The organism is Mycobacterium sp. (genome assembly GCF_049673265.1).
Classification (GTDB): domain Bacteria; phylum Actinomycetota; class Actinomycetes; order Mycobacteriales; family Mycobacteriaceae; genus Mycobacterium.
On record NZ_JBATXN010000036.1, the window covers coordinates 1 to 13,762 of the forward strand.

The window sequence follows — 13,762 nt, forward strand, 5'->3', positions numbered from 1 at the left end:
CGCCTTGACCGGCCGCGTCGGTGGCACCGTTGCCGCCATTGCCGAACCACAGCCCGCCGTCTTGACCATCGGCTTGGGTTAGGGTTCCGCCCGAGGCGCCGTCGACGCCGTTACAGATCAGCCCGCAGCTGCCCGCCGCAGCGGGATCGGCTTGGGCCGCCCACGTGTTCATCGCGCTGTCGACCTGCTGGCCAAACGAGCTATTAAGCCAATCCTGCTCCAGGCCGTGCAGGAAGCTGGTCGACGAATCGGCGGCCGAGACCGCGGAGCCGGTGTCGGCGGTGCTCGCCGAGAACGCGGCGTCAAAACTGCTGGGGTTAGCGAAATCCGTGAGCAACGTGTCCCACCCGGCCGGCGTGCTCAGATCCGCCAGCAGCCCGTTCAGCACACCGGGATCCACGAAATCCGTCGGGTTGACCGCCGTCAACGCCGAGCCGGCGGCCGAGCCCAGGGCCATGTCGAGGATGTCGTCGAACACATCGGCCTTTGCCGACGGCGCGGCAGCCAGCGGGCCCAGCCCGAACGCCAAAAACGCCCCGGCACTCGTACCGAGACCCATTACCCGGCGACGGCGCGCCCTCGCGGTGTCCGACCGGTGGTTCCGCTTACTGCGCCTGTGACGAGCCATGGCCGTACCTCTCCCGCGAAAGCTCAGCCAACAAATTGGCTGTTCCAACAAACGATGAGGTGTCGTCCGGACCCGGTCGGTCTAACTTGCCGCTGCGTGGCGCCATCTCAGGTTCCAGTAAGGTAGCTCTTAAGGCATGACCTGCGCGCCAAAACGCGCAGTTTGCAGACGAACCTTTCAATCCGGTTTTGTGGGCTATCAGTCCTGGCCAGCGGCCTATACTGCCGATAGTTTGGATTTGCGGGCAGTCCCAGCTAATTGCAGATGATTCTCAGTTACTGTTCAGCTTTCGAGCGGCTGAGCCCGGCACGGCCAGGCCGAATGTGGGCTTAGTGCACGGATTTTCGAGCTGAGCGTGTCATAAGCCCACATTCGACGCCCGGGCGACCAAATAGGCCAGCGCGTCGTCGGTCCCCGCGGGCAAGGCATCGGCAGGCCACCAACGCAGGTCCTCGGACTCGTCGCTGATCACGATCTGGGCGCCGGCCGCCGCGTGGGCCAGGAACTGCAGATCGAGATGGCGGGTCGGCACACCCAGCGAGCAGGTGACCGGGTGGACGTGCACGGCGGCCAGATCGGGCTCGATGCGCAGGTCGGCGACGCCGGATTCCTCGGTGGCCTCCCGCAGCGCCGCCGCGACAATGTCGCCGTCGGTGTCGTCGCAATGCCCACCCAGTTGCACCCAGCGGCCCAGTCGCGGATGCAATGTGAGCAGAACCTGTCCGCCGGAATGATCGAGTACCAACGCCGAGGCCGTGACGTGTCCTGGCACGCACTCACGACGGCAGCCGTCGTCGCGCGCATCCAGAAACGCCAACACGGCGTGCCGCAGCGAATCCTGCCCCGGGTTCGGCGCCTTCCACGCGGTGAGTAATGCGATCGCGGAGTCGTGGACGCTCACTTGCGCACCAGCAGATCGGTCACCGGCACCGGATCGCGGGGTTCTGTCGACGGCTCAAGGGGATAGCCAATCGCGATGGCGCCCAACGGTTCCCAGTCGGGGGCCAATCCCAGCTCGTCGCGAACCAGATCCGCGGCGAAGATCGTCGAGCCGATCCAGCAGCTGCCCACCCCGCGCACCGCCAGCGCCACCAGCAGCGCCTGCACGGCCGCACCCACCGCGACCGTGAACATGGTGTGCTCCGCGTCGTTGCGCGCGGCGTCGGAGTAGTCGTGTGCCCCATCTGGTACCAGCATCGGGATCACGACTTCCGGTGCGTCGTAGAGGATCTGGCCGCGAGCGACCCGCCTAGCCACGGCGTCGGCGGGCTTGCCGTCACCGGATAGGTCAGACCGCCACTTGTCGCGCATCCGATCCAGCAGCCGGATGCGCACATCGTGCGTCTGCAGCCAGACGAAGCGCACCGGCCGGGTGTGGTGTGGGGCCGGTGCGGTGAGCGCCTCGGCGACGGCGGCCTCGATAAGTTGCGGCGGCACCGGCTCGTCGGCGAATTGGCGCACCGAGCGGAGCAGCAGTTGGGCCTGCTGGCGGCCGAGCTCGAGAGCTTCGGCGGTGCCCAGCCAAAACAGGTCGTCGGTGCCCGCCCGCACCAATTGGCGTGCCGTCGACCCGTCGTCGGATACCGCCAGCCCGCGCACGACGGCCACGGGTATCGCGGTCAGCTTGCCCTTGACTAGATCGGCCGCGGCGGCGATCTCGTCGGCGATCGCGATCTCGGTGACCACCAATTCGTTGCCGTGCCGGTCGACTGTGCCCGCGTAGCCATGCAGCACGGCCACACCGGCCGCGCCCACGGCAGCGTCGGTCTGGCCGTTGCGCCATGCGCGGCCCATGGTGTCGGTGACTACGACGCCGACAGTGACACCCAGTCGCTCGCGCAGTCCCGCGCGCAGGGCTGCAGCGCTGGCGTCGGGATCGACTGGTAGCAGTGCCAATTCGCCCGCATCGACGTTGGACCCGTCGACACCGGACGCCGCCTGAACCACGCCCAGCTTGTTCTCGGTGATCAGCGTGCGACCTTTGCGGGCCAGCACGCGAACGGCCTCCGCGTCGACGAGCTTGCGCCGCAGCGTGTCTCGAGCCTCGGCGTCGACGGGCGCGTCAACCAGTCGGCCTTCGCATTTGGACACCACCTTGCTGGTGACCACCAGCACGTCACCGTCGCGCAGCCAGGGTGCGGCTGCGGCGACTACCGCGCTCAGGTCGTCGCCGGGTCGAAACTCAGGTAGTCCGGTGACGGGCAGGATCTCAACGGCTGACCCACTGCCGTGCTCGGTCATGCTGCCACGCCCGCGAGGCCCAGGCCGGCGGTCACCATCGCCGCCGTCGCCGCAGGATCGGTCATCAGCAACGGCACCGACTGCACGGCGACGCCGTCGATGTCGGCGTGGTCGCCCTCGTGTATCAGCCAGCAGTCCAAAATGCCTGTGCCTGCCCGCCCGCCATAGTGCCGGCCTACCGCCTCTGCGGTGGACGCGACGCCGACCACTGAAAGGCACGCATCTGCCATGCCGCGCAATGGCTTTCCACCGATGATCGGAGAGTAGCCGACCACGGGCGCGGTCGTCGACCGCAGCGCTCCCCGAATACCTGGGATGGCCAGGATCGCGCCTATGCTCACCACCGGATTCGACGGCGCGAGCAGGACGATGTCGGCATCGGCAATCGCATCGGTGACTTCGTTTGTGGCGTGGGCATTCTCAGCGCCGATGAATGCGAAGCTGTGTGTCGGCACTTGCGCGCGGTAGCGCACCCACCATTCCTGGAAGTGGATGGCGCGTTGGCTGTCGTCGAAGGGATCGGTGATGACGACGTGGGTTTCGCAGCGATCGTCACTGGCTGGTAGCAGCGTGGCACCGGGCTGCCAGCGATCGCATAGTGCCGCGGTGACTTGCGATAGCGGATACCCAGCTCTCAGCATCTGGCTGCGCACCAAATGGGTGGCCAAATCGCGGTCACCGAGCTCGAACCAGTCGGGTTGTACGCCGTAGCGCGTCAGTTCCTCCTTGGCGTGCCAGGTTTCGTCGCGATGGCCCCAGCCGCGCTGCGGGTCTACACCTCCACCTAAGGTGTACATGCAGGTGTCCAAGTCGGGGCAGATGCGCACCCCGTGCATCCAGGCGTCGTCGCCGATGTTGACGATTGCGGTCAGTTCGTGATCGCCGGGCAGCGCAGGGCCGGAGGCGAACTGGCCCAGGCCGAGCAGCTGCTGCACGCCGAGCAGAAAGCGGGCGCCACCTACTCCGCCAACCAGAACCGTGACCTTCACACCGCACGACAGTACGCGTGGCTGCGACCGGCTCGAACTCCTCCGGTAGAGGGGGTGTGACCGACACGCCGGGGCGGCAACGGCTGCAGTGTCGCAAAAAATTGATCACGAGATGGTATGGAAATCCGCCGAATCGCTTGCAAAGCGCTGCTTACCCGTGTGTAATCACAGCAGTGTCATTTCGGTTGGCCGGCCGGATTCGGTGTCGCAGACCGAGATTCGATCATTTGTTCGAATCGAGATGGCCGAACATCAAAACAGTGGTGATATTCACGATCAACGAAACCAGGCGAGGAGGCGGAGCATGTCCTATGAGCACCTTCGGGGCCTAATGGGAGGCACACCGCACACCACTACCGGCCAGCCGATGACAGCGCTAACGTCAAGGCCCCATTTGAGTTTGGTCCCAGTCCCCGATGCGGTCGAAGTCTTTGACCCCGAACCGGCGACCACCGACCAGTGGCAAGACCGCGCGCTGTGCGCGCAAACAGACCCCGAGGCGTTCTTTCCGGAAAAGGGCGGCTCCACTCGCGAGGCCAAGAAGATCTGCCTGGGCTGCGAGGTGCGGTCCGAATGCCTCGACTACGCCCTAGCTCACGACGAGCGGTTCGGCATTTGGGGCGGTCTGTCCGAGCGGGAACGCCGCCGCCTCAAGCGCGGAATCATCTGAGGCGGTTAGTCGGCGGGTGACCCGCTGCGGTTAGTCTTCGTCGATCGTCGGGTCGATGACCGAAGGTTCCACGTCCAAATAGGTGGCGACTTGGGCCACCAGGATCTCGTGCAGCAATTCGGCGAGTTCGACCGTGTCTTTGGCGCGCCGCTCGATTGGCTTGCGGAACAACACAACTCGCGCCCGGGTAGCGCTTCCTCGCACATCGACGCCGGCGCCGATCAAGCGGGCCAGCGCGATCGGCCCGTCGGCGACCACTTCCGGTGGCCACTGCACGCTGTCGGGATCCTTCGCCGAGATTCGCGGGATCTCGTCGACCGCCACGTCCAGCCCCGACAATCGCTCCTGCCAGCGCTGCTCGATGGGTTCATAGGCTTCCAGCACGGCCATGTCGAACCGTTCGGCGCGGCTACGCCAACCGGGCACCGTCCGTGGCAGCAGCGGCCCGCGCATCTCGCGGCCGCGGCGCGAGACCCGTCGCCGCCCCGGGCGCCGGCCGCGGGGGGAGCTGCCGGAATCGCTCACCCGGCGATGGTAACGGTTGGACATCGGGGCCCGGGCGAATGCGCGTGTCCGCCGCTGCGAGGACGTTTCCGCACGATAGCCTCTCGAACGTGAACGTTCCGCGTCGCTGTTGCCGGCCCGGGTGTCCGCATTATGCAGTGGCGACGCTGACGTTCGTCTACTCGGACTCCACGGCGGTCATCGGTCCGCTGGCAACCGCACGCGACCCGCATTCCTGGGACCTGTGCGTCAGCCACGCCGGTCGGATCACCGCGCCGCGCGGCTGGGAACTGGTCCGCCACTCCGGCCCGCTGGCCACCAACCCCGACGAGGACGATCTGATCGCGCTGGCCGAAGCGGTGCGCGAGGGCCGCGATGCGGTCGCCGGCGGTTCGCCGATCAACGGATTTCACGATTTCGGTGGCCAACCTGGCGGCGCGCCGACTGCCGCCCCGGCCACCGGCGTGCTGACGCAGGCCGGGCAGCGCCCCGCCGGCACCGGACGCCGACGTGGACATCTTCGGGTGTTGCCCGACCCTACTGACTAGTAAGCCCACCGGGCTAGGCTGATTGCCCGCCTCGCCCCCTCGCCGCTGCGCGGCTGGGGGGACCCCCACCTCATCGCGCTCCGCGCTCTGCGTCGTCGCCGGGCTAGGCTGATTGCCCGCCTCCTCCTCATCGCGCTCCGCGCTCTGCATCGTCGCCGGGCTAGGCTGACGACGAAACGTCCCCGCCGTCAGGAGCTCTTTGATGTCTCGGTCCACCGCGGCCCTCAACCGTGTGATCAAGGCATATGACGTCCGGGGTTTGGTCGGCGAGGAGATCGACGAGTCGCTGGTCACCGACGTCGGCGCTGCCTTCGCCAGACTGATGCGTGCCGAGGATGCGCGGCAGGTCGCCATTGGCTACGACATGCGCGACAGCTCGCCGGCGCTGGCCGCAGCTTTCGCCGCCGGGGTGACTGCTCAGGGCCTCGACGTGGTCCGCATCGGTCTGGCGTCAACCGATCAGCTCTATTTCGCCTCCGGGCTGCTGGACTGCCCCGGTGCGATGTTCACTGCGAGCCACAACCCGGCTGCTTACAACGGCATCAAGCTGTGCCGGGCGGGCGCCAAACCCGTCGGCGCCGAGACTGGGTTGACGGCGATCCGTGACGATCTTGTCGCCGGCGTCGCTGCCGACGACGGGCCGGCCGGTGCCGTCGGCGACAAAGACGTGCTGGCCGACTACGGAGCCTTCCTTCGCTCGTTGGTGAACACCGCAGGGCTGCGCCAGCTGCGGGTGGCCGTCGACGCGGGCAACGGGATGGCCGGCCATACCGCACCGGCGGTCCTTGGTCCGATTGAGTCGATCAGCCTGTTGCCGTTGTACTTCGAGCTCGACGGTTCGTTCCCCAACCACGAGGCCAACCCGCTGGACCCGGCGAACCTGACCGACCTGCAGGCCTATGTGCAGGACACCGGCGCGGACATCGGCCTGGCCTTCGACGGCGACGCTGACCGGTGTTTTGTGGTCGACGAACGCGGTCAGCTGGTATCGCCGTCGACAGTGACCGCTCTGGTCGCCGCCCGCGAGCTCGGCCGGGAAATCGGCGCGACCGTGATCCACAACCTGATCACCTCTCGCGCGGTGCCCGAGTTGGTGGTCGAACGCGGCGGCACCCCGGTTCGATCGCGGGTCGGGCACTCCTACATCAAGGCGCTGATGGCCGACACCGGTGCGATTTTCGGCGGTGAACACTCAGCGCACTACTACTTCCGCGACTTCTGGGGCGCCGATTCCGGGATGCTGGCCGCGCTGTACGTGCTGGCCGCGCTCGGTGAACAGCAGCGGCCGCTGTCGGAGTTGACGGCCGACTACCAGCGCTACGAATCATCCGGCGAGATCAACTTCACCGTGTCCGACGCGGCCTCGTGTGTCGAAGCGGTGCTGAAATCTTTTGGCGGCCGGATTCAATCCATCGATCACCTGGACGGGGTGACGGTGGACCTCGGTGAGGGCAGCTGGTTCAACCTGCGCAGCTCCAACACCGAACCGCTGCTGCGGCTGAACGTGGAAGGACGGTGCGCCGAAGACGTCGAAGCCGTGGTCGCCCAAGTCGCCGACGAGATCCGCCAGCAGGACGTCAGTCAGGTCGCGACGTGAACGCAACTCAGGCCACCATCGACCTCGACGACACCGAAGGTTTGCTAGCCGCCGATCGCGAGGGGCTGTTGCGGGCGGCGTCGACGGCCGGTGCGCAGGTGCGTGCGGCCGCGGCCGCGATGGACGAGGGGGCACTTGACGCGGTCAGTGGCGATGAGCCTCCTCGTACGGTCATCTGGGTTGCCGGGCGCGGCGCCGCCGAGACCGCAGGCACCATGCTGGCTGCGACGTTCGGTAATTGGACGGCCGCGCCGATCGTGGTCGCCGCCGAGGCGCCACCGTGGATCGGCGCGCTCGACGTGCTGATCGTCGCTGGCGACGACCCCGACGATCCGGCCCTGGTCGGGGCCGCCGCGCGCGGAGTGCGCCGAGGTACGCGAGTGGTCGTCGCGGCGCCCTATCAGGGCCCGCTGCGGGACACCACGGCCGGCCGGGTGGCGGTGATAGAACCCAGGCTGCCTATTCCCGACGAGTTCCGGCTGAGCCGGTACCTGGCCGCCGGGCTGGCCGCCTTGCAAAGCGTCGATCCCAAGCTGCGGGTGGACCTCGCCGCGCTGGCCGACGAACTGGACGCGGAGGCGTTGCGTAACAGCGCCAGCCGCGAAGTGTTCACCAATCCGGCCAAAGCATTGGTCGAGCGCATGTCCCGGCGCCGTGTCGTGCTGGCCGGCGACTGTGCCGCGACCCTGGCCCTGGCCAGGCATGGGTCTTCGGTTCTGCTGCGCATCGCGCATCAGGTGGTCGCCGCCACCGGGCTCTCCGACGCCATGGTGGCGCTGCGTGGCGTCGCAGAGTCTGGGTCCTCCGACCCGGACGAGGCGTTGTTTCACGACGAGGAGATCGACGGCCCGGTCGCCGAGCGGCTGCGGGTGCTGGCATTGACGTTGGACGCCGAGCGCTCCGTCGTGGCGTCTCGGGTCGCTGCGCTCGACGGCGTCGACATCGTCGGCGCCGAGGATGTGCCGGATCTGTCGGATGACCGCTCAGCGTCGGTAAGCGCGCAACGGGCCGAGCAGCAACTGGCTATATTGGCTGTCCGGCTGGAGATGGCCGCGGTTTATTTGCGGCTCGTGCGGGGATAAGTAGACAGTGCAATTGCTACGCGGAGCGATACGGACCTACGCATGGGGATCGCGTACCGCCATTGCCGAATTCACTGGGCGTCCCGTGCCTGCCGCCCACCCAGAAGCCGAACTGTGGTTCGGCGCTAACCCGGGGGATCCGGCCTGGCTGGAGGGCCCGGACGGCGAAACCTCACTGCTGCAGGCGCTGTTCGACGACCCTGAAGGGCAACTGGGTTCGGTGGCCCGCGCCCGGTTCGGTGACGTGCTCCCGTTTTTGGTGAAGGTGCTCGCCGCCGACGAACCGCTGTCGCTGCAGGCACATCCGAGCGCCGAGCAAGCCGCCGAGGGTTATTTTCGCGAGGAGCGGCTCGGTATTCCGGTGACCTCGCCGGTGCGCAATTACCGCGACACCAGCCACAAGCCCGAGCTGCTGGTGGCGCTGCAGCAATTCGAGGCGCTCGCCGGATTCCGCCCCGCAGCCCAAACCATCGAACTGCTGCGGGCTCTCGCGGTATCCGACCTGGACCCATTCATCGACTTGTTGAACGACCAGTCCGATGCCGATGGCCTGCGCGCGTTGTTCACCACCTGGATCACGGCACCCCAGCCCGACATCGATGTCCTGGTGGCCGCCGTACTGGAGGGTGCCATCCACTACGTCAGCTGCGGTGCAACGGAATTCGCTGCCGAAGCCAAGACGGTGCTGGAGTTGGGCGAGCGGTACCCCGGCGATGCCGGCGTGTTGGCCGCGTTGCTGCTCAACCGGATAACGCTTAATCCCGGTGAGGCGATCTACTTGTCGGCCGGAAACCTGCACGCCTATCTGCGGGGTGTCGGGCTGGAGGTAATGGCCAACTCCGACAACGTGTTACGAGGTGGCCTGACTCCCAAACACGTCGACGTCCCAGAGTTGTTGCGGGTGCTGGATTTCGACCCCACCACCGAGGCTCACCTGCGTGCGCCCACCCACTCCGATGGGCTCGGGTTGGTCTATGACACCCCTGCCGTCGAGTTCGCCGCATCGATGCTGACCCTCGGCGAGGATCAACTCGGCCACGAAGTCGACGCGCCGTCGCGCCATGACGGTCCCCAGATCCTGTTGTGTGCTGAGGGTTCGACGACGGTGTGCGGAAAGTCCGGGTCGGTGAGGCTGAACCGCGGCGCCGCCGCCTGGGTGGCTGCCGACGACGGGCCCATCCGGCTGATCGCGGACCAACCGACCAAGATATTCCGGGCCACCGTCGGTTTGTGATCAGCCCAGTGCCGCTTGGCTGACCCGGCGGCGGGATTGGCGACGCTCGGCCAGCCAGAGCCGCATGTTGTGCCGAATCGTGCGGGCGATCAACCCCGGCGTCGGGATCATGTAGAGGCTGTCCAGAAGAGAAAACCTGCGCAAAAACCATTCGGCGAGAACGGGATCGGTCTCTGCGGCGCCGAGGAACTGGTCGAACAAGCTACCCACCGGCCGGTACCACCTGGGCGCGGTTCCTCCAGCGTGGTGGAAATTGAAATCGCCGATCGCCGTCATCATCCATACCGGGAACGTGGTTTTGGCGGCGGCTCGATTCACGTTGCGCGCCAAATCCTGACCATTAGTCAAAGCGCGGCGCAGATGGCCGGCCTGCAGCGAGGTCATCGTCATGCCCTGCCCGAAGGTGGGGTCGAAGCTGGCCACCGCGTCACCGAGTGGCACGATTCCAGCCGGAAACCGATCCAGCTTGTCGTAGCGGCGCCATCGGCTGGCGGGAAAGCGGTGGAAGGCAACCTCGCCCATGGGTTCGGCATGCTTGAGTGCGGCGTGCAGCCGGTCGGGAAGCAGCGTCTCGGCCAGCCGGACCATCTCGGAAAAGGTTTGTGGCGGTTCGACTTTGGCGACACCGAACGTGGTGATGACCCAGCTGCCGTCTTCGTAACCGAGCATGCCGAGCCCCAACGGCTGTTCGCGGGATGCCCCGGCCACGATCACCCTTTCTTTGATCAGGCCATCGGGAAGCCGAAACTGGTGCGACGCATAGCCGATGCCGACGTCGACGACGTCTTCGCGGGGCCGCTGGTATCCCCACTGCTCCAGCCACACCGGCAACCTGGTGCCGCGGCCGGCCGCATCGACGACGATATCGGCCGGAACGAATTCGGGGTCGCCAGTGTCGTTGGAATCCACCAGGACTCCGGTCACTTGCTGCGTGGCCACGTCGAAGCGCGGTTCGCGCACCGAACGGTGCTGGATTTCGACGTTTTCGATAGCAACGGCCCGACGCCGGAGCTGCCATTCCAAATGCGGGCGGCTCGGCACATAGGCGGTGAATTGGTCCCGCAGCGTGTGCCCCGTCCCCAGCAGGTGACCCGCGGCGCCGAAGTAGATGCACTCCGGCCGGTTCTCCAGCTTCGGGACCCCGGCGGCCACCATGTCGTCGAGCAGACCGGGGAACAGCGCTTCGAATTCGATCGCGCCACGGGCCATGAGCAGGTGAACATGGCGTCCTTGCGGGACTGCCGCACGGTTGACGGGTGTGCTTGGGAGTTCGTCGCGTTCGAACACCGTGACCCGGTCGTAGAAATCGGACAACACCCGCGCCGCGCACAACCCAGCGATGCTGGCCCCGATTACGACGGCATGCGCCCTTTCGCTCTCCCCGCGCATTGGGCCACAGTACTCGGTACTGTCCGGGTTCATGGCCGGTCGGTGGCGCACCAAGTCTGTCGAACAGTCCATCGCCGATACCGACGAGCCGGGTAGCCGGCTGCGTAAAGACCTCAGCTGGTGGCACCTCACCGTCTTCGGGGTTTCGGTGGTGATCGGAGCCGGCATCTTCACCGTCACCGCACAGACTGCCGGCGACCTCACCGGGCCCGCCATCTGGATCTCGTTCCTCATCGCCGCGATCACCTGCGGGTTGGCGGCGTTGTGCTACGCGGAGTTCGCCTCGACGCTGCCGGTGGCAGGCAGCGCCTACACGTTCTCCTACGCCACCTTTGGCGAGTTTTTGGCTTGGACCATCGGCTGGAACCTGGTTCTAGAGCTGGGGATCGGCGGCGCGGTGGTGGCCAAGGGGTGGTCGAGCTACATGGGGACGGTATTTGGATTGCCCAGTGGCACAGTGGCTCTCGGCTCGTTCAAGCTCGACTGGGGCGCGCTGGTGATCGTTGCGCTGGTGGCGACGCTGCTTGCGCTGGGCACCAAGTTGTCGTCGCACTTTTCCACCGTGGTCACCGCGATCAAGGTGGCGGTGGTGTTGCTGGTGGTGGTCGTCGGCGCCTTCTACATCAAGCCGGCGAACTACTCGCCGTTCATTCCGCCGCCCCACGCCGACCACGCCGGTAGCGGCATCGATCAGTCGGTGTTGTCGTTGCTCACCGGCGCGCACACCAGCCATTACGGCTGGTACGGGGTGCTGGCGGGAGCGTCGATCGTGTTCTTCGCCTTCATCGGGTTCGACATCGTCGCCACCATGGCCGAGGAGACCAAGCACCCGCAACGCGACGTTCCGCGCGGAATCCTGGCCACATTGGGCATCGTGACCGTGCTCTATATCGCGGTGTCGATCGTGCTGTCCGGCATGGTTCCCTACTCCGAGCTGAAGACCACCCCCGACGGCCGGCACGCCAACCTGGCCACCGCCTTCGCGGCTAACGGGGTGCACTGGGCATCCGGCATCATCTCGGTCGGCGCTCTGGCCGGCCTGACCACGGTGGTCATGGTGCTGGTGCTCGGCGGGTGCCGGGTGTTGTTCGCGATGGCCCGCGACGGGCTGCTACCGCGTCAGCTGGCCAAGACCGGCTCGCGCGGCACGCCGGTGCGAATCACCGCGGTGGTGGCGCTGCTGGTCGGCGCGACGGCGTCGACGTTCCCGACGGTCAAGCTCGAAGAGATGGTCAACGTCGGGACGCTGTTCGCGTTCGTCCTGGTGTCCGCCGGTGTGATTGTGCTCCGCCGGACGCGCCCCGACCTACCACGGAGCTTCTCCACCCCGTGGGTGCCGCTACTACCGATCGCGTCCGTCTGCGCATGTCTCTGGCTGATGGTCAACCTCACGGCGCTGACCTGGATCCGGTTCGCCGTCTGGATGGTCGCCGGGATCGCCATTTACCTGGGCTACGGACGCCGGCACTCCGTTCTGGCCAGGCGGGAAGCCGAGCGGGCCGACGTGGAGGTCGCCTCCTAAGCCAGCGCAGCCGAGCGTGCGCTGTGGCGACTTTTCGTGCAATTTTTCGCCCTGAGTGCACGTTCGGCGCAGGCCTAACACCAATCAGCTTTACAAAATGGCATCAAATGTCTAGACAGAAGACGCAAAGCGGTGTAATGTCCAATCCCAACGTGCTCTGACTCACAAGGAGGTTGGCCAGATGACTGCCGAACTAAGCCCAGACACCGCGGTCTGGCAGGACAAGAAGCGCTATCTGTGGCTGATGGGACTGATCGTCCCAACCCTGCTGCTGGCGATCCTGCCGATCGTCTGGGCGATGAACCAATTCGGTTGGCACACCGCCTCGCAGGTGCTGTTTTGGATCGGCCCGATCCTGCTCTACATCCTGCTGCCGGCGCTTGACCTGCGGTTCGGGTCTGACGGGCAGAACCCGCCCGATGAGGTCATGGGCTGGCTGGAGAACGACAAGTACTACCGCTACTGCACCTACGCGTTCATCCCGTTCCAGTACCTCAGCCTGTTCCTCGGCGCGTATCTGTTCACCGCATCGAACCTGAGCTGGTTGGGCTACGACGGGGCGCTGAGCTGGCCGGCCAAGATCGGCCTGGCGCTCTCGGTGGGTGCTCTCGGCGGGGTAGGGATCAACACCGCGCACGAGATGGGACACAAGAAGGAGTCGCTGGAGCGCTGGCTGTCCAAGATCACCCTGGCGCAGACCGGCTACGGGCACTTCTACATCGAGCACAACCGCGGCCACCACGTGCGGGTCGCCACACCGGAGGACCCGGCGTCGTCGCGCTTCGGTGAGACGTTCTGGGAGTTCTTGCCCCGCAGCGTCTTCGGCAGCCTGCGCTCGGCCTTGCGGTTGGAAGCACAGCGGCTGCGCCGGCAAGACGCCAGCCCGTGGAACCCCAAGACCTACTTGTCCAACGACGTACTGAATGCCTGGCTCATGTCGGTAGTGCTGTGGGGTGTGCTGATCGCGGTGTTCGGCCCTGCGGCAATCCCATTCGTGATCATCCAGGCGATCTTCGGCTTCAGCCTGCTGGAGGCCGTCAACTACCTGGAGCACTACGGGCTCATGCGGCAAAAAAACGCCAACGGCCGCTATGAGCGTTGCACGCCCGAGCACAGCTGGAACTCCGACCACATCGTCACCAACCTGTTCCTGTACCACCTGCAGCGGCACAGCGACCACCACGCCAACCCGACTCGGCGCTACCAGACGCTGCGCAGCATGGACGGGGCACCGAATCTGCCCAGCGGCTACGCGGCGCTGATCGGGCTGACCTACGTCCCGCCGCTGTGGCGCAAGTTGATGGACCACCGGGTGCTGGCGCATTACGGCGGCGACATCACCCGGGTCAACATCCAAC

12 protein-coding genes and 1 pseudogene are annotated in these 13,762 nt (G+C 66.4%); 7 read left to right on the forward strand and 6 right to left on the reverse strand.

Annotation, left to right across the window (positions count from 1 at the left end; genetic code table 11):
- The 4 genes and pseudogenes from WBF82_RS01210 to cofD all read right to left on the reverse strand — a co-directional run.
- Positions 1-559, reverse strand: a pseudogene (locus WBF82_RS01210) (hypothetical protein); the annotation flags it as partial.
- A 427-nt stretch (positions 560-986) separates the two neighbouring features.
- On the reverse strand, positions 987-1,529 hold the full coding sequence (locus WBF82_RS01215; RefSeq protein WP_424381286.1) for an NUDIX hydrolase: 543 nt from the start codon (positions 1,527-1,529) through the stop codon (positions 987-989).
- Positions 1,526-2,869 (reverse strand): coenzyme F420-0:L-glutamate ligase, encoded by a 1,344-nt coding sequence (locus WBF82_RS01220; protein WP_424381287.1) that lies wholly within the window; start codon positions 2,867-2,869, stop codon positions 1,526-1,528. The genes WBF82_RS01215 and WBF82_RS01220 overlap by 4 nt, the downstream gene beginning before the upstream one ends.
- A complete protein-coding gene (gene cofD / locus WBF82_RS01225) occupies positions 2,866-3,858 on the reverse strand; it encodes a 2-phospho-L-lactate transferase (protein WP_424381288.1) in 993 nt (330 codons plus the stop codon). Before cofD ends, WBF82_RS01220 begins: the two co-directional genes overlap by 4 nt.
- A 331-nt stretch (positions 3,859-4,189) precedes the next feature.
- Between cofD and WBF82_RS01230 the strand changes: the two genes are divergently transcribed.
- Positions 4,190-4,528, forward strand: a complete 339-nt coding sequence (locus WBF82_RS01230) for a WhiB family transcriptional regulator (RefSeq protein WP_424381296.1) — start codon at positions 4,190-4,192, stop codon at positions 4,526-4,528.
- Positions 4,529-4,558: 30 nt separating this feature from the next.
- Here the strand turns inward: WBF82_RS01230 and WBF82_RS01235 are convergent, their stop codons facing one another.
- On the reverse strand, positions 4,559-4,981 hold the full coding sequence (locus WBF82_RS01235; RefSeq protein ID WP_424381297.1) for a metallopeptidase family protein: 423 nt from the start codon (positions 4,979-4,981) through the stop codon (positions 4,559-4,561).
- 161 nt (positions 4,982-5,142) lie between these two features.
- On the opposite strand from WBF82_RS01235, the gene WBF82_RS01240 reads away from it, so the two are divergent.
- The 4 genes from WBF82_RS01240 to manA all read left to right on the forward strand — a co-directional run bounded on the left by WBF82_RS01240 (position 5,143) and on the right by manA (position 9,493).
- On the forward strand, positions 5,143-5,580 hold the full coding sequence (locus tag WBF82_RS01240; RefSeq protein WP_424381289.1) for a DUF3499 domain-containing protein: 438 nt from the start codon (positions 5,143-5,145) through the stop codon (positions 5,578-5,580).
- A 202-nt stretch (positions 5,581-5,782) separates the two neighbouring features.
- Complete coding sequence (locus tag WBF82_RS01245) at positions 5,783-7,177, forward strand: phosphomannomutase/phosphoglucomutase (RefSeq protein WP_424381290.1); 1,395 nt, start codon at positions 5,783-5,785, stop codon at positions 7,175-7,177.
- Positions 7,174-8,259 carry a TobH protein gene (locus tag WBF82_RS01250; protein WP_424381291.1) on the forward strand — a complete coding sequence of 362 codons (1,086 nt, stop codon included), beginning with the start codon at positions 7,174-7,176 and terminating at the stop codon, positions 8,257-8,259. The genes WBF82_RS01245 and WBF82_RS01250 overlap by 4 nt, the downstream gene beginning before the upstream one ends.
- Positions 8,260-8,266: 7 nt before the next feature.
- Positions 8,267-9,493, forward strand: a complete 1,227-nt coding sequence (gene manA / locus WBF82_RS01255) for a mannose-6-phosphate isomerase, class I (RefSeq protein ID WP_424381292.1) — start codon at positions 8,267-8,269, stop codon at positions 9,491-9,493.
- On the opposite strand, the gene WBF82_RS01260 is transcribed toward manA, so the two are convergent.
- Entirely contained in the window at positions 9,494-10,882 is a 1,389-nt protein-coding gene (locus WBF82_RS01260; protein ID WP_424381293.1) for an NAD(P)/FAD-dependent oxidoreductase, read from the reverse strand.
- 31 nt (positions 10,883-10,913) lie between these two features.
- Here WBF82_RS01260 and WBF82_RS01265 point away from each other — a divergent pair, with 31 nt between their 5' ends.
- Together WBF82_RS01265 and WBF82_RS01270 are read left to right on the forward strand one after the other, a co-directional pair.
- Complete coding sequence (locus WBF82_RS01265; protein WP_424381294.1) at positions 10,914-12,404, forward strand: APC family permease; 1,491 nt, start codon at positions 10,914-10,916, stop codon at positions 12,402-12,404.
- Positions 12,405-12,585: 181 nt separating this feature from the next.
- Positions 12,586-13,762, forward strand: a 1,177-nt coding sequence (locus WBF82_RS01270; RefSeq protein ID WP_424381295.1) for an alkane 1-monooxygenase, incomplete at its 3' end; no start/stop codon positions are given.